Genomic DNA, 25369 nt, shown 5'->3' with positions numbered 1-25369 from the left:
TTTAAGGCAAAGATATCATCTAAAGTACGATTCTTTTGTATCCACTATACAGTCGCTTTTTCATAATCGCTTTTTCATCACTACTTTGTGATAGTCACTTGTTTATAGCTACTGTATTTCTAGCGCTTTTCTTACTGGTGCAAAACTACGTCTATGCGTTGGCAAGACACCATATTTTTCGATTGCTTCCATGTGCGCGCGCGTCGGATAGCCTTTGTGTTTAGCAATACCGTATTCCGGATATTGAGCATCCAGTGTATACATCGATTCATCACGACTTACTTTTGCCAATATACTGGCCGCTGCAATACTAGTATGACGCGCATCACCTTTTACCCACGCTTGACAATCAATCGCAGATGGCGCTACCTCTAAATTTTCAAAGCTATTATAGTTCAAATCAGGACAACGATTTCCATCAAACAGTACTTCGATTTTTAATTGATTGAGCGACGTGCTGTTATCATTTCCAGTAGTCGAGAATTTTTCAAAAATCACTTCTAGCAATGATTCAGTACATAAGCGCATACCAAGCATTGTTGCCTGCAAGATATTCACCTGGTCGATTACTGCTGCTGGTATATCAGCGACGATATAGCCGATAGCATGCTGCTGAACCAATGGATAAAGGATATCGCGCTTTTTTTCACTCAGTTGTTTGGAGTCTGTCAGTATCGACAATGGCGTGTCTTTAAGCGGCTGTTCTTCAATGAGCCCTGACCAAGTCGCAGGTAATATTGCCGCCGCCACATTGACGCTGCCTAGTAATGGGCCGCGCCCTGCTTCATCAACGCCGATTTGTAGTATTGACTGCTCCGTCTCTTGGTTATCATTAGTCAGATATTGAGTAAGCAACTCAGCGGTATTCATTTGCCCATATAAACGTATGGGCGCTGCTAACTGAATATATTGTCCTTTGACATCAATATGCTCGATATTAATGTCAATCATCTGAGCTGAGCTTTCTGTACTGTTTTGAATATACATAATGTTAGGCAGTCTTTCTTGTTTAATTAGGATTGACGGTATTAGTATTTTGGATAAACCATTGTTCAATCACGCTGTTTGCAGGCTCATGGTTACTTTGCTGTTGTAGCGACTGCTTTGTCACTAGTAAGTCATGTAATTGCTCGGCATAAGCGCGTGGTTGCAGCAATCGCATTACGGTACGGCAAATATTGTCGCCACTCGCCTGCTCTTGAATCAGCTCAGGTACGATTGGCGCATTAGCCAATATATTAGGCAATGCCACATATGGTACTTTTACCAGACGCTTGGCTATTTGGTAAGTCAGCTGATTTAATTGATAGACTACTACCATCGGCCGTTCAAGCAGCATTGCCTCCAGCGTTGCTGTCCCAGAAGCCAGCATCACGATATCTGATGCCGCCATGGCATGTTGGCTAAATTCTGGCTGGGTATCATCGTAAACCACCACAATTGCTTCACGTAGCTGCTCTGAGCGTTGGTCGATCACTTCTTGCACGATATATTGATGGTTTTGATCGACCGTTGGAATGATAAAGCACAGCTTAGGATCTAATAGGATTAACTTTTGGATACCATCAAGCATCAATGGCAGAATCGCTGTAATTTCACCGCGCCTAGAGCCTGGCATCACACAAATAAGCTGACTCACATCATCGAAGCGTTCAATAAAAAACTGCTGCAACCCATCATTGTCCCAAACGAGCTCACTGCGACGTTGGTTGATTGGTGTATCGATCAGGACCTGATCAATGGTTCGTAGTAATGGATGACCCACACAGATCGCCGGATGATTATGTCGCTCATAAACTGGCAACTCAAACGGGAATAGACATAGCACCAAATTGGTCGCCGCCTTAATATTATGGATACGCGACTCGCGCCATGCCCAGATAGAAGGACTGACATACTGCACACAGAACACGCCTTGGGGCTTTAATTTTTTGGATACTCGCAAATTGAAATCAGGCGCATCAATACCGACAAACCAATCAATATTAGCAGCCTTAAATGCGCTCAATAGCTCGCGACGTGCTTTAAGCAAATCGGGTAACTGCGACATGACCTCAACCAGACCCATCACTGCCAAGCGCTCTAATGGGAAAATACTATGTAGCCCTTGCGCCTGCATTTTTGTACCGCCTACGCCTACCCAGACAATATCATCACGTAGATTATTCATTTGCCGCATAAAATCTGCGCCTAAGCTGTCACCAGATACCTCACCTGCGACGATACCTATCACTAGCGGCATAGCATTTATGTTTGCTACTTGAGAATCCGTCCCGGCTTGATGAATGAGGTCAGTATAGTGATGAGACGTAGCAGAATCTGTCATGACAAGCTCTCGATATTAGAAATACACAAAATAAAATAAACCGTTATTATAAAATATAACGTAATAAATCAGCGATATGGCCTTATGAATAATATGCGCACTCATCCGTACTGTTTTAATGCCACAGTTTGGTCCACCCATCGCTAATGTTGCTATCATACGTGACGATGATACAAATAGCTAAATTCACGCATAAAATCTGAGCGTTATGCACCAAAAACTCAACCAACTCTTATTAATAGATAGAAAAACCAAATGCTAAACGTGCATTTAGAACGTCAAATATCACGCTAAGTCTCTATAAGTATAACTAAGTTTTAGTTTTCTCATTCCAGTTATCAGTCAATTAACTGTTCGACTACCCTTGTCAACCAACACTTTTGTCCGCATAATGAATGTTCCTATAAATCAGCTAGACGATATATAACCATGACAACATCAGTTACCCATAATGCAGATATTGACGACGTGAATATTGAAAAATTTATTCCTTTGATTACCCCCGCCGAGCTAAAAGCCGAGCTGCCTCTGTCAGACGACGCGTATAACACCGTACTAAAAGGTCGCAATACTATTCAAGATATCTTGGATGGTAAAGACAAGCGTTTGTTTGTGGTCATTGGCCCTTGCTCTATTCACGATATCAAAGCCGCTCACGAATATGCCGATCGTTTAGCCGTATTGGCAAAAGAAATCGAAGACAGTGTATTTGTGGTCATGCGTGTTTATTTCGAAAAACCTCGTACGACGGTTGGCTGGAAAGGCATGATCAACGACCCTGACATGAATGACAGCTTTGATATAGAAAAAGGCTTGCGCACGGCTCGTAAATTGCTACTTGATTTGAATGAAAAGGGTTTACCTTGCGCGACTGAAGCACTTGATCCAAATACACCGCAGTACATACAAGATCTAATCAGCTGGTCAGCCATTGGTGCACGTACCACTGAGAGCCAAACGCATCGCGAAATGAGCTCTGGCTTATCATGCCCAGTTGGCTTTAAGAACGGTACTGATGGCGGCATGACAGTTGCTGTCAATGCCATGCAAGCGGTTAAAGAAGGTCATAGCTTTTTAGGTCTGTCGTCAGATGGTAAAGTCTCTATCATCAAATCTAAAGGTAACCCTTACGCGCACGTGGTACTTCGCGGTGGTAACGGTAAACCTAACTATGATGAAACTGCGGTAGCCCAAGTTGAAAACGAGCTGGCAAAAGGCAAAACCAATAGCAAGATTATGATTGACTCAAGTCATGCCAACTCTGGTAAAGACCCTTACCTACAACCGATGGTTATCAAAAACGTTGCTGAACAAATCCAAAATGGTAATAAATCAATTATCGGTATGATGATTGAGAGTCACTTGAAAGGCGGCAATCAAAAATTGACTGCTGATTTAAGCCAGCTTGAGTACGGCAAATCGATCACCGATGGTTGCCTAGATTGGGATAGCACCGTCACAGCATTACGTGACTTACGTGATATGGTAAAAGATGTGCTACCAAATCGCTAATAGCTATTCACGATAATTTATCGTCGAGCAAAAAATAAAAAGCCCCCTTCGTATTAGTACGAAGGGGGCTTTTTATTTATGAACACTCTGTCTCAACTCACTTCATACTGCTCTCAATTAACTATTTGCAGCACCTAATACACTCTCCAAGCTTTCGAGCACATGCTTAGATGAGACATTCTTTTGTAAATCTATCAGCTGCTCATGCGCCATTTGACGACGAGGCTCAGCCAACGTATTCCAGCGAGCCAGTACTTGCAGTAAGCGCGATGCTAATACAGGGTTGGCATCATCTAATTTCTGAATCACGCCTGTATACATCTCTAGACCTTCTGCCGTCCAAAGTACCGTCGGTTGCGAGCTAAAAGCACTGATGACCGAACGGACACGGTTAGGCGTATTCCAATCAAAGTCCGTGTGCGTCAGTAGTGACTTGACCATATCAGGTGTCACATCGTCAGCGGCAGCTTGTATACTAAACCACAAATCGATAACCAGATCGTTTGCTTGGAAACGCTCGTAAAAATCAGCCAAGTACTCATCCGCTTCTACCAATTGGTGATTGACCATGGCTTTCAATGCACCAAAGCGCTCAGTCATACAGCTGGCATTCTCATACTGCTGCTGTGCCCAGTCTGCTGCATCATCTACATTGGCAGTCAACGCCATATCAAGCACGACATTACGCAGCGCACGAATGCCTCGAGCTTCAGCGCTATCCTCATAAGACTGTATTGGCAGGTTATTATACAGCTCAGCCCACTGGCCTTTTAACTTATCAGCTACTTGCTTGTATAGCCCATCGCGCTGCTCTTTAACCAACACTGGATCGTAGTCTTTAGAAATAGCAGAAGCCAACTCTTGCGCTGATGGAATATCAAGCAATCGTGCTGCTAGCATCGCATCGTCAGCGGCTAAGACAGGTAATGTCTGCGCCAATGCTTCTAAGTATACACCAGGGCTGCTCTTCGTACCTTGGCCTTGCAGCAAAATACGATTTACCAGCATTTGAGTAACCTGCCAGCGGTTAAACCCATTGGTTTCATGCTTAAGCAAAAACGCTAAGTCTGCATCTTGGTAGTCATAGCTGAGCTGTACTGGTGCACTAAAATCACGCAGTAATGACACAACAGGCTCGCTTGCGACATTTTCAAAGACAAAGGTTTGCGTCGCCTCGTCAAGCAACAACATACGCTCAGCAACGATAGCGCCTGAGTCTTTGTCAAATAAGGCGGTTGCTACAGGTATTGGCAATGGTTTTGGTGCATCAAAGCCTTTGACATGGCGTGTTTGCTGATTCAAAGTAATAGTCAGCGTCTGTGCTGCGCTATCATAGGTTTGAGAACCTGATACCACTGGCGTACCAGGCTGACGATACCAATCAATGAAATTCTCGATTTTGTCATCAGTGATACTCAGCGCTGATAAAAAGTCCTCAACTGTTACCGCTTGTCCATCATAGCGACGGAAATACTCATCTGTTCCTTTGCGGAAATCATCTGGCCCTAACGTATTGGCAATCATACGCACAATTTCAGCGCCTTTCTCATAGACAGTCGTCGTATAAAAGTTATTAATCTCAACAAAACTTTCTGGACGCACTGGGTGCGCTAATGGACCTGCATCTTCGCTGAATTGATGTGCACGTAGGGTGGCTACGTCATCAATGCGCTGTACCGCACTTGACTGTTGATCTGCTGAGAATGACTGATCACGGTAAACGGTAAAGCCTTCTTTCAAGCACAGCTGAAACCAATCACGGCAAGTAATACGGTTGCCAGTCCAGTTATGAAAATACTCATGAGCAATAATAGCTTTTACGCTAAAACTGCGTGCATCGGTGGTTGTTTCAGGGCTAGATAACACACAAGCGGTGTTAAAAATATTCAAACCCTTATTTTCCATTGCACCCATATTGAATTGGCTGACCGCCACAATCATGTAACGATCTAGATCGTAGGCTCGCCCGTAATTGACCTCATCCCACTTCATAGCATCTTTTAGGGCTTGCATACCGACATCGCATTTATCGATATCAGCAGACTTGGCATACAACTCAAGCAACACTTCTCGACCTTCGCTAGTCGTATAAGAATCTGTCAATACATCTAAATCAGCAACCACACAGGCAAATAAATAGCTTGGCTTATTGGTTGGATCGTGCCAGATGGCATAATGACGGTCGGGCTCATTGGCTACTTCACCTGCTTCGACTAAGTTACCATTGGCCAATAACGTCGGATAGCGCTTATCTGCTTCAAGTCGTGTGGTAAATATCGCCAACACATCAGGGCGATCCGGATAAAAAGTAATCTTACGGAAACCTTCTGGCTCGCACTGCGTCACAAACATCGTGTCGTCGCCACTGCCCGCCATATATAAGCCTTCAAGCGCCGTATTAGTCTGTGGGCAGATACGCACCTGAATATCTAAAGTAGCTCGCTCAGGGGTATTATAAATCGTCAGCTTACCCACTTCCTGCTGATAATCCTCAGTGGTCAACGGCTTACCATTCATCGTAATCGTTAGCAGCTCTAATGATTCACCAAATAAGACAATATCCCCTGCCGTTTGACGTACCATCTCAAGCGTACTGTCTACCTGCGCATAGTCTTCGAACAGCTTAATATCTAAATGTACTGTCTCGACATCAAAACTTGGTTTCGTATAGTCTTTTAAGTTAATCTTACTTGGCGCATGTGGCGGCACATCTGGCATTTCAGGATTGATGATTTGTGCATCAGTTTCAACAGTAGACATATGGTGTCCTATTATTATCGGTGGTTTGGTTATAAGTTATTTTTACTAGGGGTTAATAATATAATAATGAGTAGTATCATTTCGCTATTTGCAAAAGGCAATAGTGTAAATAAAGGCTTTATCTCTAGGTTAACTAATCAGCTAAGCGCTTAATAAGCTAAGCACATACACAAAACTTTGCAATGATTAAGCTAGTTTTTATTACTAAATTGATTTTCTCATCAAGCTTATAGCTAGATTGACCTAAATCGCCAAATTTCAAGTATGTAGAATAAGATATCGTCGGTTCAATATGATTTAAATATGAAACATACGTTATCAATTGGATAATGTCGTTGAAAATGATTTAATAGTCATACTGATGACCAATCATTTAACTAACGGCTTATTATATGACAAAAAATACGGTGAAACGCGCAGACATTACCCTACCTTTGCTTATAGAGTATGTTGACGCGCTACTACCCTCACTGACGACTCAGACAGAACTATCACCTGAACATAGCAAAGATAATAGTGAAGCATTATGGGTAGCACATAACAATGCGGACTTATTAGCACTACAAGCCCAACTTGACGATACTACATCTACTAATGAGAACACTGAAGCGAGGCTGAACGCACAAAAATTATCAACGTTATCAGATCTTGCTAAACAACACGTACCCGATCGTTATGAGCTTGCTTGCTTTTGGCTACCCACCTTGTCAGAAGAGCTGACTCAACACTATGTGCCGCTACTCATGCGCTATCGTGACCTGTATGCCGCGCACTTGCTTATTGCATTGGACAGCTCGATAGATTTGAAACCTTATGGCTTTACGCCATTTGATATATTGAGTGAGCCATCTCTAAATATTGATGATATTCAATCTATTACCTCATCAACCGTTACTGCGACGCTTTGGCAATTTAATCTATATGACTACAAACAACTGCCAAATTGGCTCAATGCTGACTACTGGGCCAACCCTGAAAACTGGGGCAAGCACCGCTGGTAATACGCTCGATTTTATCTATCGTAATTTACAGTAAAAATACTTACATAAATTAACATTTAGTATATTATAGATAGAGATTGCCTAAGTTTTATCGGAAGCAGTTTAAAAAAACAAATTTAATTAAAATTTTAGGAGCTCGTCATGTCAATCAGTTTTTCTAAGATCGCTGTTCTTGCTGTGCTATCAAGCGCTGTTGCAATAACCACCGGTTGTGCTACCAAGCGTTCTACCTCAGAAGTTGTCGTTGCCCCACTAGGTATTCCAGGTGGACAAGTTGGCTACAATGGTGCGGTTATCGTTGATAACTCAAACGCTGTCATTACAGGCGCTGAGAATATTCAAGCAGTGGTCTACTTTGCCTTTGATAGCAGCGAAATTACTGCTCAATCAGCGAGCGTCCTTAACCAACACGTAAGCCTGCTAAATTCAAACCCAGCAGCGACTGTCGTTATCGCAGGTCACACTGATGAGCGCGGTAGCCGTGAATACAACATGGCACTAGGTGAGCGACGCGCACAAGCTGCTCGTAACTACCTTGCTGCTCAAGGTGTCACTGCAAACAACATCCGTGTCATTAGCTATGGCGAAGAGCGCCCTGCAGCAGCTGGCAACACAGAAGACGCGTATGCACAAAACCGTCGTGCTGAGCTGTCTTACTAAATTGTGATTTAGCGTTATTTATAGCGTTCGATAATTTAATAAAAGCCCAGCAAGAGTATATTGCTGGGCTTTTTGGATTTTTAGTAGGTTAATTAGATATAAACTATTTAAATATAGCAATTGAGATATAACTATCTACATCTCAAATACATTACGTTCAAACTTACACATTCTTATATATTCAATTCTATAATAATCGTTTTTGATGACTAGTAATATATGCCGACTTCCAACCTTACCCAGATACAGTACACTCAACTCGACACCACGACATGGTGTGTGACGGCTCAAGTGAGCGAGTCAGTGAGTCATTTAATCACTGGAAGCTTGTGGAACAAGTCATTATGGTTATCATCATGTAATACGCCATGTAAAGACATCATCAAGTTCAATAGCCTAAATTGGTACTATCAGGTGGCGACAGCAGCACCTAGACACTCAGTACCTGCTCTAGCGCGTAAACAACGTCAGCAGCAGAGGCAAGGCGTCAGGCAACTATTGCAAAAGCTGCTCAAAAAATTAGAAATAGATGACACCTTGGATGAGTCAAGCTTTCCCTATCGGCTCGTCAACAGTCAGCATTATGTATGCTTTAGCCATACAGGAGCTGGTAGCTCAAAGCAAACTACAGAATCGAATCAGACAAATTTTACGCGTTTACACAGTAAAATAGCGGTCGTTATTAGTTGTCAGCGCCCTGCTGGTATCGATATAGAGGCCAATAATATTGCATGGCATGTAGTCAAACGTTTCTATTCAAAGAGCGAGTTGGCTATTTTACAGGAGCTATCTACAGATCAGAGAGAACGCACTGCCAAACTGTTATGGCAAATAAAAGAAAGCTTTATCAAAGTGAACCAATATACATTAGCTCAAGGTTTGGGTATGGATTACTCTCACCTTATTCCTAGCTTGATTGAAAATAATAGAGAGATTAACGCTTCTTCTGTAATCACTGATATTAAGAACATAGATTACCAATCTATTTATCATATTGCCACGTTACAATCACAGCAGACTGTCATCGTTTTTTGAGCAGAGTTTTTTCAGTAAAGTTCAAACCTGATTTTTAGAATACCTTTTAATACTTTATTTTAGGCATAAAAAAACGACCCTAAAAAGGATCGTTTTTTTGTTTTCTACTAATGACAGTATTTAAACTGTGATTAGATTAGAAACGGTAAGTTGCACCAACTTTAACGATTGGCAACCACTCTAACCAGTCTTTATCTTCTAGCTCTTGCTCAGCAGCTTTGGCTACATCACTACCTTTAACAGTAGTAGTACCATTTACCGTAGTTGCTGTTACATCTGCATCTGCATTACTTGAAGTAACGGTAGCATCTGTTTTACCCATATAAGCTGCGCCAATTTCACCAAATAGACCGAAGTTATTTGTGATGTTTGGACGGAAGCCAACAGTCGCATAAGGAGCTAGTTTGTTACGATGCTCCATAGTACCTTGTAGGGTACCAGTTTCACTAGCGTTGTAATCAACGTTGTCGATTCTGAAGTTTGGTCCTTCAGAGTTAGCAGTTACATCAAAATCGTTGTCTGGAACGATGATACCAGCACCAACTGTGAACCAGTTACCAGTAGGACGTAATTGTACACCTAGGTATGGGTTACTAAAGTCAGCATCTACATCATAGTTTACGTCGTCTGCATCGAAATCACCGCCGAAAAGGTCAGCTACATCGCCACCTGCCCAACCAGCTTGCAATTCAGTTTTTTCGTTAAGTGACCAACCGATGTTCGCACCATAACCTAGAGTACCAACTTCAGCGCTAACTGATGCTGGGTTTACTACTTTATTGAAGAAGCCTTTAGTGCCACCAACAACAGCGCCAGTAGTGTTGCTTACTACACCAGCGTTAGCATCGTATGCATAAGAAGCAGGTTCTGCTTGATAAGCTACAGCGACTGGCTCAGCTTCATATGCAACTGCAGCATTGTCATCAACAACGATAACTGGATCAGCAGCTAATGCAGCAGTTGATGCTAGAACAGCAGCAGAGATTGCCGTCAATTTAATCAATTTCATAATTATTCTCCTAAAGTGTGAAATAAACCCGCCCATAAAAAACGATGATTGTGCTTTTGTTAAACCATCATTTTGTTGAGGTGATTAAAACAATTCTGACTTAAAAAGTCACCCCTACTGATGCTGTTTTTATTTGCCATTATGTAAAGATTGCATAGGTACTGTAATAATTGCTACACCAATCTGCAAAAATTCGCCTTTATGTTACATAACGTCCTTAAAGTAACCAAACAGCGTAAACATGAGACTTCGCTTGCTTAATGTTTATGTAAGGGTATTGCAAAACATGTCCACATAATTGTCTAGAACGCACTTTGAATCAATGACAGTTATATGGCTTAACCTTACAGAATAGTGTGCCTTGTGAGTTGACGTATCTATTGTTACTTACATGAGAAAATCTACGCTAACAAATAAAACGATATAAATGATCTCATATAACGCGACTAACGCTTGCCTCAAGCGAATATTATGCTAAATTAGTTGTTATAATAGATTTGTTATAGAACGTCAGTATTGTCACTATTTGTCTTATTTATGAAAACCTTGTGATGCTGCCTGGTCTATTTCTTTACTCCTAATGAGCCATATATATGCCTAAAGTATCGTCGATTACCCGTGTACTAGAAATCATCGAAGCAGTGTCCTATGCTTCAAAACCGCTTTCTCCACTCGAGCTTTCACAAGAGCTAGATATACCTAAACCAACCATTCATAGATTGATTCAAAACTTGGTTGATGATGGTTTTTTGACTGTTGATATTGGTGGCGGCATTATCCCTGGTAAGCGCGTACGTAATTTAAGCGTTGAGCTATGGCAACAACGACTGTTCTTTAACGAGCGACAGATGATTTTGCAAAAACTGGTTGATGAGCTTAAAGAAACTTGCGGTATTGGCATTCCCTATCATATGAATATGATCTATACCAACCGTGCTCAGACGACCTTGCCACTACAGATTTATCTTCCTGTCGGGGCAAAGTCACCTATGTGGTGTACAGCGACTGGCAAACTCTATCTAAGCCAACTATCTACAACTAGCCGTATGAAAATACTACAAGGGTTACCATTAGATAAGTTTACTAAGAATACGATTACTGATATCGATGTATTAAATGCCGAGCTTGATCGCATTGCTGATACTGGTATCGGCATCGACAATGAGGAGTTTATCTCTGAGATGGTCGCAGTCGCTGTACCTATCTTGGATAAAAAGCAACGCTATCTGGCTTCTCTCTATCTGCATGCACCAACCATACGGGTATCACTTGACGATCTGCTAGCTCATGTACCACGCCTACAAAAAGCAGCGCAAGACGTTCAAACGCTCGTCTACGATCTACAAAGCTAATACTATCTATTGCCCATTAAAAAAGGTCTACGCTATGATTTTAGCGTAGACCTTTTTCTTTTTAGCAAATGCATTCTCTTAATTAATGCCACCTACTAGTGATACGAAAAATTCTTAATATTAGTATGTTTAAGACAATAATGAGACATCATGACGTCCGATAATACTAGAAAAGTCTTTATCACCATTCTCTACAGCATGTGATGCGTATAGCTCTGTTGCTTTGGCACCCATTGGCGTGTCTACTTCAGTGTCTTGAGCTGTCTGCATCGCAAGGTTCAGATCTTTTTGCATCAATTTGCTCATAAAGCCGCCTTGATAGCCATTACTAGAAGGCACATTTTCCATGACTTTTGGATAAGGATTATAAACTTCTAGTGTCCAGTTACGCCCTGAGCTCTGTAGCATAATGTCTGATAGTACCTTGGGGTCTAAACCATTCTTGACGCCTAGATTAATTGCTTCTGCCGTTCCTGCCATCAGAATACCTAGCAGCATATTGTTGCAGATTTTTGCGACTTGTCCTGCGCCGTGCTCGCCAGCATGAAAGATATTTTTCCCCATCACAGCAAGTATTGGCTCAGCCTTAGCAAAAGCAGCAGCATCGCCACCGATGATAAAGGTCAAACTACCAGCAACTGCCCCACCTGTACCGCCAGAGACTGGTGCATCCAAGAAGTCTATACCAAGCTTATCTGCCGCCTCTGCTACTGTCCTTGCATCGGCTGCCGCAATCGTACTACTGTCAATCACAAGCGTGCCTTTTGGTAACTCTGCTAACAGACCATTAGAGCCACTATCACCCAAGTACACCGAATGTACATGCTGACCTGCAGGCAACATACTAATCACAACTTGAGCATTACTTGCAGCATCTTTAGGACTTTTTGCGACACTAGCCCCTGCTTGTGCTAGGCGCTGGGTTGCAACCTCAGACAAATCAAAGACAGATAGCGTGTAACCTGCCTTTAATAAGTTCTCTGCCATTGGCGCACCCATATTACCAAGCCCAATAAAGGCAATATTTGGTTTGCTAGGGTCATTATTCATTGTACTTATATCCTTTGTACCCATCTCATCACTCCTTGATGATTTATGATGTAACTATTGCTACATACTATTTAACAGTGTTTATTAGTGAATTTTGCTTATATTCTACTTGATAGAGTGCTTTTAGGCAGTTAGCGGACACTTTGACTAGCTAGTGCGTTATCACCCAACCAACCTTCTAAAGGGTGCTCGTTTTTAGAATAAGGATTTACAAAGTGTTCATCGATATACGCTTGTCCTTCTACACTTAGACAGTCTGCTAATGAACGCGACCATTTAGGATTTCTATCTTTATCAATCAATAGCGCCCGCACGCCTTCTTTAAAATCAGGATTGGCCGCACAATGTACTGCTACATTGGTCTCTAAATACAGGACTTGTTCGATCGATAGGTCAGCGACTTTGTGATACAGCGCATAGGTTAATGCGGCCGTTACTGGGCAACCATGACGATAGGTTGCGACTGCGCGCTGCGTCCAGCTGTCTGCTGCAAAGTCTTTATTGAGCTGCATGAGTGCTTCATCGCTTTGTAGCAACGCATCGATATCAGCCAGACCACCACTATTCATTAGTTGCTGAATAGGTTGCCAATATATTGCAAGCTTACTATCAGGCAGTTCGGCAATAGGTAGTTCAGCAAGTGCACGGCTAACAATACTATGCGCACTATTGTCATGGCACTTATTCGAACGGCTAGCGCTATCTACCGTTTGCCAATCGCTCTGTTTGAGGCGCTGCATGACAGCGTCATAATCATGGCTAGCAACGGCATACTCTGCCAGATTGGCCAATAGCGCATCGCTGCCATTGCACATCGCTCCCGTTAGTCCTAAGAACAACCCCACTTTGGCAGGCATACGTTGTAAAAACCAACTGCCTGAAGCATCAGGGAACAGTCCAATAGTAACCTCAGGCATGGCGAAACGTGTGCGCTCAGTGACCAGACGATGACTGCATCCTGCCATCAGCCCCATTCCGCCGCCCATGATGATACCATCGCCCCAAAGTATCAGTGGTTTCGGATAAAAGTGCATTTGACGATAGAGACAATACTCGTGACTAAAAAACTCAGTAGCATACGGGTTTGGCATTGGTGCACTGGTAGACATGCTGTCATAGAGCTTACGAATATCGCCGCCCGCACAGAACGCTTTATCCCCTGCACCTTTTAATACAAGCGCTACCACTTGCTCGTCCGCTTGCCACTGCTCTAACTGCGCTGAGAGCAATTGACACATATCAACGCTGAGTGCATTAAGTGATTTGGGTGTATTAAGTGTCATTACACCAATCAAATACCCGCAATCTGTCGACTCAGTATTAAATAACACAGGTGCTTCTTGTTTAGTATCGTTCGTCGCTGTCATAGCTGCTGTCATAAAAGTGACCTACAAAATTAAATAATAAAAATGGCTTAAGCGTTTTGACCGCTGTTTATTTGTTTTGCCAATTGGGTTGACGCTTTTCTAAAAAGGCCTGTACCCCTTCACGCTGATCTTTGGTATCAAACAACTTCACGAACGCTTCACGCTCATGGATAAGATTTTGCGCAGGCGGAGTGTCTCTAGCCGCTTGAATGAGTTGCTTGGAATAACTGACAGCAACGGGTGATTGCTTTGCGACTTTTTTTGCTAAGTCTTGAGCGATTTGCAAACCATCACCTTTGGGCGCGACCTCTTCAACCAAACCAATACGCAATGCCGTATCTGCATCAACCCGCTCACCGCACAGTATCATGCGTTTGGCCCAACCTTCCCCTACTAACATAGGCAAATTTTGTGTGCCGCCAGCACATGGCAACAATCCTACGCCTGTCTCTGGCAATGCCATCCGTGCGTGCGCTTCTGCAATACGGATATCACATGCGAGCGCACACTCAAGTCCGCCGCCCATCGCATAGCCATTGATAACTGCAATACTGACACCGCGATAGGCAGACAATGCTTCAAACGCCTCACCAAATGCAATCGCCATGCTGATGGCACGGCCTTTATCGCTGTCTGAGAAATTATTTAAATCTGCACCAGCTGAAAAGAACTTTTCGCCATCTCCATGCACGATTAATGCGTAAACATCATCGTTGGCATTGAGGTCGGTAATGAGCTGCTTAAGTGCATGTAGACTGTCCATCGTCCACGTATGTGCCGGTGGGTTATTCAACGTCAATGTTGCGGTATGGCCATCAATTGAGAGCTGTAGATTTGTATACTCTGTCATAAAACATCCTTGTTTCAGTAGATCCAGATAAATTAGCGCAGTTGACTTAACCCTTCATCTTGCAAGACCTGACGTGAAATAATCACTCGCATGATCTCATTGGTGCCTTCCAAGATTTGATGGACACGCAAGTCTCGCACATGGCGCTCAAGCGGATACTCATTTAGATAACCATAGCCGCCGTGCAACTGCAGAGCTTCATTGGCAACATCGAAACAAAGATCCGTAGATAAACGTTTTGCCATCGCGCAGTAGGTAGACGCTTGCCCATCGTTGTTATCGACTTTATCAGCTGCTAGATACAACATTTGCCGCGCGGCAATGGTCTGAGTCAACATATCAGCAAGTTTAAACTGTACCGATTGTAAGCTAGCAATCGGGCTACCAAATTGACTGCGCTCTTGCACGTAACTGGTTGCGGTCTCTAACGCCGCTTGTGCCGTACCTACCGCACAAATACCGATATTAATACGACCACCATCTAGTCCTTTCATCGCGATACGAAAGCCTTGGCCTTCCTCACCTATCAAGTTCTCTACTGGTACTTTGACATCTTTAAAGCTAATTGTCCGTGTCGGCTGTGCTTTCCAGCCCATTTTATGCTCGTTTTTGCCATATTCGATACCTGTACTATTGGCATCTACGACGAACGCTGACACGCCTTTTGGCCCTGCCGCGCCCGTACGCGCCATCACTACCAATACATCGGTTGAGCCTGCGCCAGAAATAAAGGTTTTTTCACCATTCAGTACATAATGATCGTCTTGCTTTTCCGCTTTGGTACGTAAGGAGGCTGCATCAGACCCTGCATTTGGTTCTGTTAGGCAATAGCTGCCAAGCCACTCACCACTGACCATATTGGGTAGATATTTTTTGCACAAAGTATCGCTGCCATATTCGCCAATCATCCATGCAGCCATGTTATGAATACTCATATACGCTGCTACAGCCGTATCGCCCCATGCAAGCTCTTCGAATACCATTGCTGAGTCAAGTCTTGGTAAGCCCAAGCCGTCATACTCTGGATTAGCATACAGTCCCAAAAAGCCAAGCTCACCAGATTTTTTAATTATATCGACTGGGAAATGCGAGTTGCGATCCCATTCAGCAGCATTTGGTTTGAGCTCTTTTTGCGCAAACTGACGAGCCGTTTGGCGAAAGGCGACTTGGTCATCGGTCAATGAAAAATCCATAGGGTCATCCTTGTTCTTATAGATCAAATAGAGGGCTTAAATCTCAGATAAACATTAATAAAAATACTAATAAAAAGGTTGGTCAGAGATTTTATAAGACATTAGCGCGACATGATAGCGGTATAACGATAATAAAATTGCGTTCAACATTACCGCAAGTCGCATTATCGTCATACCGAAAACACAAAATGTCATACTGATAAAACAATGAGCTGACGATTAAATTGAAATCGTTGTATTAACACCGCGGCTCGCTTCATCATCAAACCAACGCGCAGTCACTGTCTTTGTCTGAGTATAAAACTGGACGGCTTGCTTGCCATAAGGCCCTAGGTCACCAAGCTTACTACCACGTGAGCCTGAGAATGAGAACATTGGTAGGGGCACAGGTATTGGCAAGTTAATACCGATTTGACCTACTTGAATGTCTTGCTGGAATTTATGTGCAGCCGCCCCTGACTGAGTAAATATCGCTGTGCCATTGCCATGTGGGTTGGCATTCAGTAGTTCAATCGCTTCATCTAAGCTATTAGCACGCATGATACATAGTACTGGGCCAAAGATTTCTTGTTGATAAATTTGCATATCACTTGTGACATTATCAAAGATAGTCGGCCCAACGAAGTTACCCTTTTCGAACCCTTCAACGGTAATTCCGCGACCATCCAAAATTAAACTCGCGCCCTCTTCTACTCCAGTTCTAATCAAATGCTCAACACGGGCTTTTGCCGCAGGCGAAATCAGTGGACCCAAGTCTTTGTCATGCTTACCAGCTGAGACGACCAAACTTTCTGCTTTGGCTTTAATCTCATCAATCCACTCGCCAGCTGCGCCTACTAGTACGACGACCGATAGCGCCATACAGCGTTGACCCGCTGCACCAAATGCTGCGCCTGCTAGCTGATTGAGCGTTTGCTCTTTATTAGCATCAGGCAGGATAACGCCATGGTTTTTGGCACCCATCATGCACTGGGCACGCTTACCTGATTGACTGGCACGCTCATAGACGTGTTTGCCTACATGAGTAGAGCCCACAAAAGAGACGGCTTTGATATCTGGATGGTCACAAATTGCATCGACGGTTGCCTTGCCACCATGTACGACGTTTAGCACGCCTTCAGGTACGCCCGCTTCAATCGCTAGCTCTACCAGACGCATAGTCACCATCGGATCCTGTTCAGACGGTTTTAGGATAAATGTATTACCCGTAGCGATCGCCATTGGGAACATCCATAGCGGAATCATCGCTGGGAAGTTAAAGGGTGTGATACCAGCGCAAACGCCAAGTGGCTGCCAAATGCTATAAGTATCGACACCTGAGGCAACGTTTTCTACAAAATCGCCGATTTGCAGATTGGCAATACCAGCGGCATGTTCGACCACTTCTAGGCCACGGAACACATCACCACGCGCATCTGCAATCGTTTTGCCTTGCTCTGCGGTCAAGATTTCTGCCAGCTCATCCATATGATCACGAATCAGAGATTGATACTTTAAAAAGATACGCGCACGCGTGGTAATTGGCGTTTTTCGCCATGTCTCAAACGCTGTCTGTGCGGATGCGACCGCTTGGTTAATCTCATCATTGGTGGTTTGTGGCACTTTGGCGATGACTTCTTGCGTCGCTGGATCAGTAATATCAATCCATTCGTCGGTATTTGATTGTACGAACTGACCATTAATGAGCTGTTGAACGTGATGCATAAGATATCCTTATCTTTTTTGCGAGACTACCGTGTGACGGCACCTAGATATTTATTAGAAAAATAAAAGCGATGAGGGTTTGTCTATAAAACATTGTTAAAAATTGAATTTTAAAATGATTTATTTTGTATCGTTATTGACTATAACAATAAATCATTTTTATGGTCAAGCGCTTTATCAAAATTTTATCTAAGTTTATTTTGATGGCACGTGTTCCTATAAAAATTGTTTAAATAACAAAAACAAAAAAAGCCCATGATGACTCATGAGCTTTTTGAGATTAACCTGACTTTGATACGCGATGAACAACATCACTATTTTTGTATGAGGCTAATTTATACCAATCAATAGTCCTTCATCGCTTGCTTGATCGCATCAATGGCCGAAGGATTGTCAAGTGTTGACATATCTCCTGTTGGCTGGTTTTCCGCTAGCGCACGAATTGATCGACGTAGGATTTTACCCGAGCGAGTCTTTGGCAGTGCTTGCGGGAAGTAGATAGCAGCTGGTCGCGCGATGCCACCCAAAGATTTGACGACAGCGCCTATCACTTGTTGCTCGATACGGAAACGGTTTTCGGTAGTTTCAATTTGCGTCTGATCTTTTAGGACACAGAATGCAATAGGTAGCTCACCTTTTAGCTCGTCTTGAATACCCACTACGGCACACTCTGCCATCTCTGGATGCGTACTGATTGCCTCTTCAATCTCTTGCGTGCCTATACGATGTCCTGCAACGTTTATCACGTCATCGGTACGCCCTAAGATATAAAAATACCCTTCTTCGTCTGTCACTGCATAGTCCGAGGTTGAGTACTGCTGACCATTAAACAGACCAAAGTAGCTGCTGATAAAACGCTCGTCGTTACGCCATACCGTGGTGAGACAACCAGGCGGTAATGGTGCTTTAATTGCAAGCAATCCTTTTTCGCCAGCCTGACAAGGATCGCCCGTTTCCTCGTTGATGACATGTGCCTCATAGCCATACATCGGGTAACCAGGTGACCCCTGCTTGTGCGGCTTATGATTGAATTTTGGCGTATGGCTCAAGATTGGCCAACCAGATTCTGTTTGCCAATAGTGATCTAAAATTGGCACGCCTAGGTGCTGAGTCAACCAACTAGCCGTTGATTCATCAAGCGGTTCACCTGCCAAAAAGAACGATTTCACACTGGAGACATCGTAACGCGTCATCCAGCTTTCGTCTTGTTTTTTGAGCATGCGCACGCCTGTGGGTGCAGTGAACAAAATATTAACTTTGTTAGCTTCAACAATACGCCACCAAATACCAGGGTTTGGCATATGCGGCAAGCCCTCATACATAATACTGGTCATACCCGCCAGTAACGGCGCATAGATCGTATAAGAGTGCCCGACAGCCCAACCAATATCAGATATTGCCCAGAACGTCTCGCCAGCCTTGCCGTCATAGACATAATCTATCGACGTCGTCAACGCGACGGCATGACCACCCGTATCGCGCTGCACCCCTTTTGGTGTGCCAGTAGTACCAGAAGTATAAAGCAAATAGGACGGGGTGTTTGACTCAAGCCAAATTGGATCCACGACTGCATTGGCCTCACAGCTATGGCGACGCTCGGTCGCATAATCAACATCGATCGCTTTGGTTTCAAATGGCAATATGCCGCGATTGACCACCAGTACATGCTCTGGCTTGACAGTCGCTTGCTCGACGCCTTGATTGACTAGATTTTTATAATTGACGACCTTACCACCGCGTAGCCCTGCATCCACTGTGATGACCATTTTGGCCTCGGCATCATCCATACGGATAGCCAAGTTATGGGCGGCAAACCCACCAAATACGACTGAATGGACGGCACCAATACGCGCACACGCCAGCATGGCATAAGCTGCTTCTAATATCATTGGCATATAGATGATGACACGGTCACCCTTGCCAATACCGTGACGCTGTAGCACATCGGCGAAATAATTAACCTCTTTATACAAGTCATTATAAGTCAGGCGGCGCTTGGTATAGTCTGTATAAAACTCAACGTTATTGCCAAGGTCTTTAAACGAATCAACAACTGCTGGAAAGGTTTCTATCAATTCTTGATTAATTTCTGATGACACCCACACAAAAGCATCTTGCTCTGCACGGTCTGCCAGATGACGATCGACACAGTTATAACAAAGATTGGTCTCACCGCCGACAAACCATTTGGCAAAAGGCAGATTACTGTCATCTAGAATTTGCTCAGGCTCTTTATGCCAATAGATACGCTTCGCCTGCTCAGCCCAAAACTGCTCTCGATCCGTAATAGACTCATGATAAATATCAGCGAAGTTTGGCGTGTCTGTCGTTTGGGTAGAAACTGGGGATTGGGAATGGTCGCTCATAGTAGCTGTCCTTAGCATAAACGAGAAATGAGGCAATAGTATTTTATAGTTAAGGCACTCAATAAGTTATAACGGTATTCACCTCGCAACGCACTGTCTACGTGCAACTGGCTGATACCAACTCTAAAATGCTTCAACTATAAAAAACCATGTCTTAGTAAATACTGGTCATCCTTGCCAGAATTAAAAAACCGATACATATCGTATCGGTTTAAAATGTAGCAGAGCCTATCGGAAAGGTCAACTATTAAGCGTGTAATACGCGCTACATTTTGACGAATACAAATATTTGAACATTTAACTAATACTAATTATATCTCAGTTTGATTGGCATACATCTCACGCATGACTTTTTTGTCATGTTTACCAACGGAAGTTTTTGGTAGCTCATCAACGAATTTAAACTGGCTTGGCACACCATACTTAGGAATGATGCCGCGCTCTACCGCTTTTTCTGCAATCGCTTTGATATCATCAGCACTGGTATTTTGAGCATCAGGCTTTAATACCACCAACGCCAACGGACGCTCGCCCCATTGCTTATCACGCACCCCAATCACGGATACGTCGGCTACGGATGGATGCAATGACAAGATCGTCTCAATCTCTAGTGATGAAATCCACTCACCACCTGATTTGATCACATCTTTTAAGCGATCGGTGATTTTGATATAGCCATCAGGACGTATGTACGCGATATCTTGGGTATGCATATAGCCATTTTCCCATAACTCTTTGCCAGCGTCGTCGTTTTTAAGGTAACTTTGGGTCAACCAAGGTGCACGCAATACCAGCTCGCCTGTATTGTCTGGTCCAGTTCCTACTGACTTATTGCCTTCACCCCATACCTGAGCATCAACCATAAGCACTGGTTTACCTGTCATACAACGACGGGCAATGTCTTCTTCCTCTGTCATTTCAGGCTCATCGCGACTAAATCCCGTTAAACTAATAAGCGGCGCTGTCTCCGACATACCATAGCCTGTATAGACCTCAATGCCTTGTGCCATCGCCGTTTTTGCTAGACCTTCTGTCAGTCTTGAACCACCAATAATCATTTTTAGACCATTAAAGCTAGCGTCGCGATCTTGTGCTTCTTTGAGTACCATTTGCAAAATCGTTGGTACACAATGGGTGATACTGACCTTTTCATTGACAATTAAGTCCATCAAGGTATCAGGCGCATAGCGACCTGGATAGACTTGCTTTAGACCGACCATCGTTGCTGTAAACGGAAAACCCCATGCATGCACATGGAACATTGGCGTCATCGGCATATAGACATCACCATAGCTTACGCCTTGCTTATCAGGCAGCATACCCAAGGTTGCCGCTTCTGCTAACGTATGTAGAACTAACTGACGATGGCTAAAGAAAACCCCTTTTGGATCACCTGTCGTGCCTGACGTATAAAAGGTCGTCGCAATAGTGTTTTCATCAAAATCTGGGAAATCAAAGTTGCTATTGGCAGCTTCTAATAGTGCTTCATACTCGCCTGTGACACGGCTTTGATTGCTACCAAAGATGCCTTCAGCAGTGACACCATTGTCATCAAGCCAGATAATATGCTCAATACTTGAGTTCTCGAACTGATAGTCTTTAACCAATGGCGCAAACTCAGAGTTGAGCATGAGCACTTTAGGCTTGGCATGGTTGATGGTATAAAGGATTTTCTCAGGCGATAGACGGATATTGACGGTCTGTAAAACGTACTCTGACATTGGTACGGCAAAATAAGACTCAAGATAGCGATGACTGTCCCAATCCATTACGGCAACCACATCACCTGCATCAAGCTTTAAGTCTGCCAATACATTGGCCAAGCGATTGATACGCTCAAACAACTCTTTATAAGTCAGGCGCTTTTTGTCCGCATACACAATCTCTTGATCTTGCGATACCGTTTTTGCACGGCTTAATAATTGCTTGACCAGTAATGGATAATCGTAGGCAGATGGTGCACTGTGGTAAATGTTTGACATAGAACTGACTTCCTTGTTTGTCGTACTGATAAGGGATAAATAACAATAATAATAACAATCAAGTTAATAGCAGCATAAAATCTACTGCGCTAACCATTTTAATTTTTATAATGATAGGGTCTGTTGAACATTCAAATGTGGTGCTGGCAGTCACTATTTTTTAGACAATATGCAGTGCAATTTTTGACGCCTAGTCATTCTAGGTTAGACAATTTCGCCATATACTGGCAAAAAATAGTACTGCCCTGAAAGGCTGATGCTAAAATCACCCCAAACGTTGTTGCAAGCCTAGCTAAGGTCTCGACATTATCGTCGGCTTGCGCCTCGTTTGGTGCACCTTTAGCAATCAGCAGCCCTAATATTTTAATGTTCAACAGACCCTAGCATCGTTATTGATAGTAAGAAAAAAGTGACGCTGTGTAAAGTGGTCTTACATTAAGTATCATAAGATAGCTAACTAAACATATGCTACATCAGACAGCCAATCACTTTGCCCGTACTGTGGTTTTAATCATCCCAAAACTGGCTATTAATAACGCCAGTACCTGCACAAACAATAACAACCATACGGTAAGAGACCACTGCCCTCGCGCATAAGCTATGCCACCCAGCCATGCCCCTAGCGTACCGCCTGTATAGTAGCCCATATAATATAGACCCGATGCTAATGAGCGGCCTTTTTTCACATTGACCGCGATATAGCTGATAGTCGCTGACTGCGTAATAAATACACCTGACGACATAATAGCCAGTCCTATAATCACCCCCCATAATGGCGTGACCAAAGTTAATAATACTCCGACCATGGATACGACAATAGCCACCCGTACTGTACGCGCTGAGCCAAACCGACGTAGCAATGTCGTAGACAATGGCGTGATAATAACACCAAGCAAATATACCGCAAAAATATTGGCGAGCGCACCAGTACCAAGCTCATAAGGCTTATCTGCCAAATGTAAATTGATAAAAGTGAAACAGCCTACAAGGGAGAACAGCACGCAAGCGCCAAGCAGACAAGCTGTTACCACATAGCGATTGGTGACATGCTCACCCAGCGTCTGGATCGCTGAGCGAAAATTAGGATTGGCCACAAAATGACGAGACGACGGTAGCATCTTGCCAACCCATATTGCCCCCAATAGCGTCATCGCCGTCATCACATAGTAGCCATGACGCCAGCCAATCAGCTCATGCAAATGCCCCAACAAGAACCGACCCATAAAGCCACCAAGCACGCATCCTGACACATAAAAGGACATCAGCTCAGTCATCGCCCGTCCCTCAAACTCCTCACCGATATAGGCAATTGTCACCACCGTAATACCCGGTACAGACAATCCTTGCATGAAGCGCCAAATGCCGACCCATTCAATGCTCGAGCTCTGGGCAATAAGCGCTGTTGGTATCGCTAAAAACAATAAAGCACCAACGATAAAAGACTTGCGCCCGACCGCATCTGAGAGCATGCCTAGAAATGGTGACATAATCGCAATGGCTAACACAGTGGCACCAACGATCATGCCAGCCTGTACTTCGGTCGCAGCAAAGTCCACCATCATGACCGGTAGTACTGCCTGAATAGAATACACTTGCAAAAAAGCAAACATACCTATCAAACCAATTGTGAGCTTCAATATCCACGACGTTGAATGATTGGATGTGACTGGTGGCACAGCTGTTATATCTTGAATCTGATCTTTAGAATTATTCACAGGGGATCTGACTATATTGGTTATACCATGACTGCAAATAATAACCGTCACTGGCGTGGATGATAGAGATAAATAACGGTGATTTATGCTAAATGTATGAGCAAAAGCACCGTTATTAAACGATAAATGCTCATCATAATGACAAGCAAATTATGGTAGCACATTCATCAATATACTCAGGTTTAAAAGTGTTATTAACGCTTGATAGATTCTTTATTCGGGTTCAAGATTATCGTAGAAAAACTTGGCTAGGAATCACATTTCGACTTGAGACGGTGAAGACAGTTTTCGACTCGCAAGGTCAAGATCAACGTTACGTTTATCGCATATACAGGATAGTATGGTTAGATGCTATTGACGCATTTGCTACGCATTTAACTGCTTTAACGATTGATAACAATGACAGTTAACAATCACTACCTACGTCTATCTTTTCTAATCTGGAGACGTGCACGACCACACAACCTTTTAAAATACAATTTACTATGACAAAAAATATGATGCTTCCAAAACTTATGATCGCAATGAGTACATTGGTTTTCTCTACAATGGCTGTAGCAGAAATAACTGTATCCGAAACTAGCGTTAAAAGTCTCAGTCCAGTTGGATCAACACTCGACGCTACAAACTCACTAGCGGCAGTAGACTGTATAAAGGATGATACTATCACTGCTACTGAGCTCACTAAAACACGCGATAACGGTCCGTTTTCTATCAGTACCAAGCACGTGAGTCGCCAATCAGCCAATGGCTTCGCTGGCGGTACCATACATTATCCAACAGATGCTGCTAGCTGTGGTCTGCTAGGTGGCATCGCGGTGGTACCAGGTTACGTGTCTTATGAGTCTTCTATCAAATGGTGGGGACCGCGTTTGGCCTCTTGGGGATTTGTCGTTATTACTATTAATACTAGCTCCATTTACGATCACCCAGATAGCCGTGCTGAGCAATTGAGCGCAGCTCTCGATCATCTCCTCGCTGATGAAACAGTGGGTCATATGATAGATCAAAATCGTTTGGGCGCTATTGGCTGGTCAATGGGCGGCGGCGGTGCGCTACGACTGGCAACTGAGCGCAGTACGGTGCAAGCCATCATTGCACAAACGCCCTATCACGATACGAGCTATGGCGCGATGGATACGCCTGCTCTATTCATCGCTTGTGAAAATGACCGTATCGCCCCGAATAAAAAATATACCAATACTTTCTATCAAAAAGCTGACGGTCCAAAAATGAAGGTCGAGATTAACAACGGCAGTCATTTCTGTGCCAGCCATCGTTTTAACGAGAAACTATTAAGTAAGCCTGCTATTGCATGGATGCAGCGTTATATTAACGGTGACACACGTTTCGATAAATTCTTATGTGGCAATGAAAGCTACAAGGATAATCCTCGTATATCTGCCTATGATTACGAAGACTGTTTATAAGCTATTTTTAACCTAGTTACGAAAGGAAGAACAGCTTTCACTGCTGATGATGACATT

At 43.5% G+C, this 25369-nt stretch carries 18 protein-coding genes; 6 read left to right on the top strand and 12 right to left on the bottom strand.

The window, feature by feature from the left end; translation table 11 throughout:
* Positions 1-108: 108 nt before the first annotated feature.
* On the bottom strand, positions 109-987 hold the full coding sequence (locus JMX96_RS05095; protein ID WP_201567788.1) for a ribonuclease HII: 879 nt from the start codon (positions 985-987) through the stop codon (positions 109-111).
* Between the two features lie 22 nt (positions 988-1009).
* Positions 1010-2242, bottom strand: a complete 1233-nt coding sequence (lpxB, locus tag JMX96_RS05090) for a lipid-A-disaccharide synthase (protein ID WP_413786733.1) — start codon at positions 2240-2242, stop codon at positions 1010-1012.
* A gap of 513 nt (positions 2243-2755) precedes the next feature.
* On the opposite strand from lpxB, the gene JMX96_RS05085 reads away from it, so the two are divergent.
* Positions 2756-3838 (top strand): 3-deoxy-7-phosphoheptulonate synthase, encoded by a 1083-nt coding sequence (locus tag JMX96_RS05085; protein WP_102078467.1) that lies wholly within the window; start codon positions 2756-2758, stop codon positions 3836-3838.
* Positions 3839-3955: 117 nt separating this feature from the next.
* Here JMX96_RS05085 and pepN read toward each other — a convergent pair whose 3' ends face one another.
* Positions 3956-6556 carry an aminopeptidase N gene (gene pepN, locus JMX96_RS05080; protein ID WP_261863489.1) on the bottom strand — a complete coding sequence of 867 codons (2601 nt, stop codon included), beginning with the start codon at positions 6554-6556 and terminating at the stop codon, positions 3956-3958.
* Between the two features lie 434 nt (positions 6557-6990).
* On the opposite strand from pepN, the gene JMX96_RS05075 reads away from it, so the two are divergent.
* The 3 genes from JMX96_RS05075 to JMX96_RS05065 all read left to right on the top strand — a co-directional run bounded on the left by JMX96_RS05075 (position 6991) and on the right by JMX96_RS05065 (position 9294).
* Positions 6991-7599, top strand: a complete 609-nt coding sequence (locus JMX96_RS05075; protein WP_201567782.1) for a DUF6231 family protein — start codon at positions 6991-6993, stop codon at positions 7597-7599.
* 141 nt (positions 7600-7740) lie between these two features.
* Complete coding sequence (gene pal, locus JMX96_RS05070; protein ID WP_191113710.1) at positions 7741-8259, top strand: peptidoglycan-associated lipoprotein Pal; 519 nt, start codon at positions 7741-7743, stop codon at positions 8257-8259.
* Positions 8260-8478: 219 nt separating this feature from the next.
* Positions 8479-9294 carry a 4'-phosphopantetheinyl transferase family protein gene (locus JMX96_RS05065; protein ID WP_201567780.1) on the top strand — a complete coding sequence of 272 codons (816 nt, stop codon included), beginning with the start codon at positions 8479-8481 and terminating at the stop codon, positions 9292-9294.
* A 136-nt stretch (positions 9295-9430) separates the two neighbouring features.
* Here JMX96_RS05065 and JMX96_RS05060 read toward each other — a convergent pair whose 3' ends face one another.
* Positions 9431-10303 carry a hypothetical protein gene (locus JMX96_RS05060; RefSeq protein ID WP_201567772.1) on the bottom strand — a complete coding sequence of 291 codons (873 nt, stop codon included), beginning with the start codon at positions 10301-10303 and terminating at the stop codon, positions 9431-9433.
* A 593-nt stretch (positions 10304-10896) separates the two neighbouring features.
* Here JMX96_RS05060 and JMX96_RS05055 point away from each other — a divergent pair.
* Positions 10897-11655, top strand: coding sequence for an IclR family transcriptional regulator (locus tag JMX96_RS05055; protein ID WP_201567770.1), 759 nt, complete (start codon positions 10897-10899; stop codon positions 11653-11655).
* 129 nt (positions 11656-11784) lie between these two features.
* Here the strand turns inward: JMX96_RS05055 and mmsB are convergent, their stop codons facing one another.
* The 8 genes from mmsB to JMX96_RS05015 form a co-directional block, all read right to left on the bottom strand.
* A complete protein-coding gene (gene mmsB / locus JMX96_RS05050; RefSeq protein ID WP_227676924.1) occupies positions 11785-12705 on the bottom strand; it encodes a 3-hydroxyisobutyrate dehydrogenase in 921 nt (306 codons plus the stop codon).
* Between the two features lie 131 nt (positions 12706-12836).
* Complete coding sequence (locus JMX96_RS05045) at positions 12837-14084, bottom strand: enoyl-CoA hydratase/isomerase family protein (protein WP_201567760.1); 1248 nt, start codon at positions 14082-14084, stop codon at positions 12837-12839.
* 55 nt (positions 14085-14139) lie between these two features.
* On the bottom strand, positions 14140-14922 hold the full coding sequence (locus tag JMX96_RS05040; RefSeq protein WP_201567758.1) for an enoyl-CoA hydratase: 783 nt from the start codon (positions 14920-14922) through the stop codon (positions 14140-14142).
* Between the two features lie 32 nt (positions 14923-14954).
* Entirely contained in the window at positions 14955-16115 is a 1161-nt protein-coding gene (locus JMX96_RS05035) for an acyl-CoA dehydrogenase family protein (protein WP_201567756.1), read from the bottom strand.
* Positions 16116-16334: 219 nt separating this feature from the next.
* Positions 16335-17819: a CoA-acylating methylmalonate-semialdehyde dehydrogenase gene (locus JMX96_RS05030; RefSeq protein ID WP_201567746.1), complete on the bottom strand. Its 1485-nt coding sequence runs from the start codon at positions 17817-17819 to the stop codon at positions 16335-16337.
* 344 nt (positions 17820-18163) lie between these two features.
* Positions 18164-20185: a propionate--CoA ligase gene (locus JMX96_RS05025; protein WP_201567743.1), complete on the bottom strand. Its 2022-nt coding sequence runs from the start codon at positions 20183-20185 to the stop codon at positions 18164-18166.
* 311 nt (positions 20186-20496) lie between these two features.
* Positions 20497-22167 carry a fatty acid--CoA ligase gene (locus JMX96_RS05020; RefSeq protein ID WP_201567735.1) on the bottom strand — a complete coding sequence of 557 codons (1671 nt, stop codon included), beginning with the start codon at positions 22165-22167 and terminating at the stop codon, positions 20497-20499.
* Between the two features lie 485 nt (positions 22168-22652).
* Complete coding sequence (locus JMX96_RS05015) at positions 22653-23843, bottom strand: MFS transporter (protein ID WP_201568044.1); 1191 nt, start codon at positions 23841-23843, stop codon at positions 22653-22655.
* Between the two features lie 536 nt (positions 23844-24379).
* Between JMX96_RS05015 and JMX96_RS05010 the strand changes: the two genes are divergently transcribed.
* Entirely contained in the window at positions 24380-25312 is a 933-nt protein-coding gene (locus JMX96_RS05010) for a dienelactone hydrolase family protein (protein ID WP_201567733.1), read from the top strand.
* The last annotated feature ends 57 nt before the right edge of the window (positions 25313-25369 follow it).

The sequence above is a fragment of the Psychrobacter sp. JCM 18900 genome (assembly GCF_904846625.1).
Lineage (GTDB): Bacteria > Pseudomonadota > Gammaproteobacteria > Pseudomonadales > Moraxellaceae > Psychrobacter.
Note: the sequence above shows the minus strand (reverse complement) of the source record. Positions and strands in the feature narration are given on the sequence as shown.

Coding starts and splice junctions, on each gene's coding strand:
- pal (WP_191113710.1), top strand. CDS start 7,741: ATGTCAATCAGTTTTTCTAAGATCGCTGTTCTTGCTGTGCTATCAAGC.
- JMX96_RS05010 (WP_201567733.1), top strand. CDS start 24,380: ATGATGCTTCCAAAACTTATGATCGCAATGAGTACATTGGTTTTCTCT.
- JMX96_RS05025 (WP_201567743.1), bottom strand. CDS start 20,185: ATGAGCGACCATTCCCAATCCCCAGTTTCTACCCAAACGACAGACACG.
- pepN (WP_261863489.1), bottom strand. CDS start 6,556: ATGCCAGATGTGCCGCCACATGCGCCAAGTAAGATTAACTTAAAAGAC.
- JMX96_RS05035 (WP_201567756.1), bottom strand. CDS start 16,115: ATGGATTTTTCATTGACCGATGACCAAGTCGCCTTTCGCCAAACGGCT.
- JMX96_RS05020 (WP_201567735.1), bottom strand. CDS start 22,167: ATGTCAAACATTTACCACAGTGCACCATCTGCCTACGATTATCCATTA.
- JMX96_RS05060 (WP_201567772.1), bottom strand. CDS start 10,303: ATGAAATTGATTAAATTGACGGCAATCTCTGCTGCTGTTCTAGCATCA.
- mmsB (WP_227676924.1), bottom strand. CDS start 12,705: ATGAATAATGACCCTAGCAAACCAAATATTGCCTTTATTGGGCTTGGT.
- lpxB (WP_413786733.1), bottom strand. CDS start 2,242: ATGCCGCTAGTGATAGGTATCGTCGCAGGTGAGGTATCTGGTGACAGC.
- JMX96_RS05045 (WP_201567760.1), bottom strand. CDS start 14,084: ATGACAGCAGCTATGACAGCGACGAACGATACTAAACAAGAAGCACCT.
- JMX96_RS05030 (WP_201567746.1), bottom strand. CDS start 17,819: ATGCATCACGTTCAACAGCTCATTAATGGTCAGTTCGTACAATCAAAT.
- JMX96_RS05075 (WP_201567782.1), top strand. CDS start 6,991: ATGACAAAAAATACGGTGAAACGCGCAGACATTACCCTACCTTTGCTT.
- JMX96_RS05085 (WP_102078467.1), top strand. CDS start 2,756: ATGACAACATCAGTTACCCATAATGCAGATATTGACGACGTGAATATT.
- JMX96_RS05055 (WP_201567770.1), top strand. CDS start 10,897: ATGCCTAAAGTATCGTCGATTACCCGTGTACTAGAAATCATCGAAGCA.
- JMX96_RS05095 (WP_201567788.1), bottom strand. CDS start 987: ATGTATATTCAAAACAGTACAGAAAGCTCAGCTCAGATGATTGACATT.
- JMX96_RS05040 (WP_201567758.1), bottom strand. CDS start 14,922: ATGACAGAGTATACAAATCTACAGCTCTCAATTGATGGCCATACCGCA.
- JMX96_RS05065 (WP_201567780.1), top strand. CDS start 8,479: ATGCCGACTTCCAACCTTACCCAGATACAGTACACTCAACTCGACACC.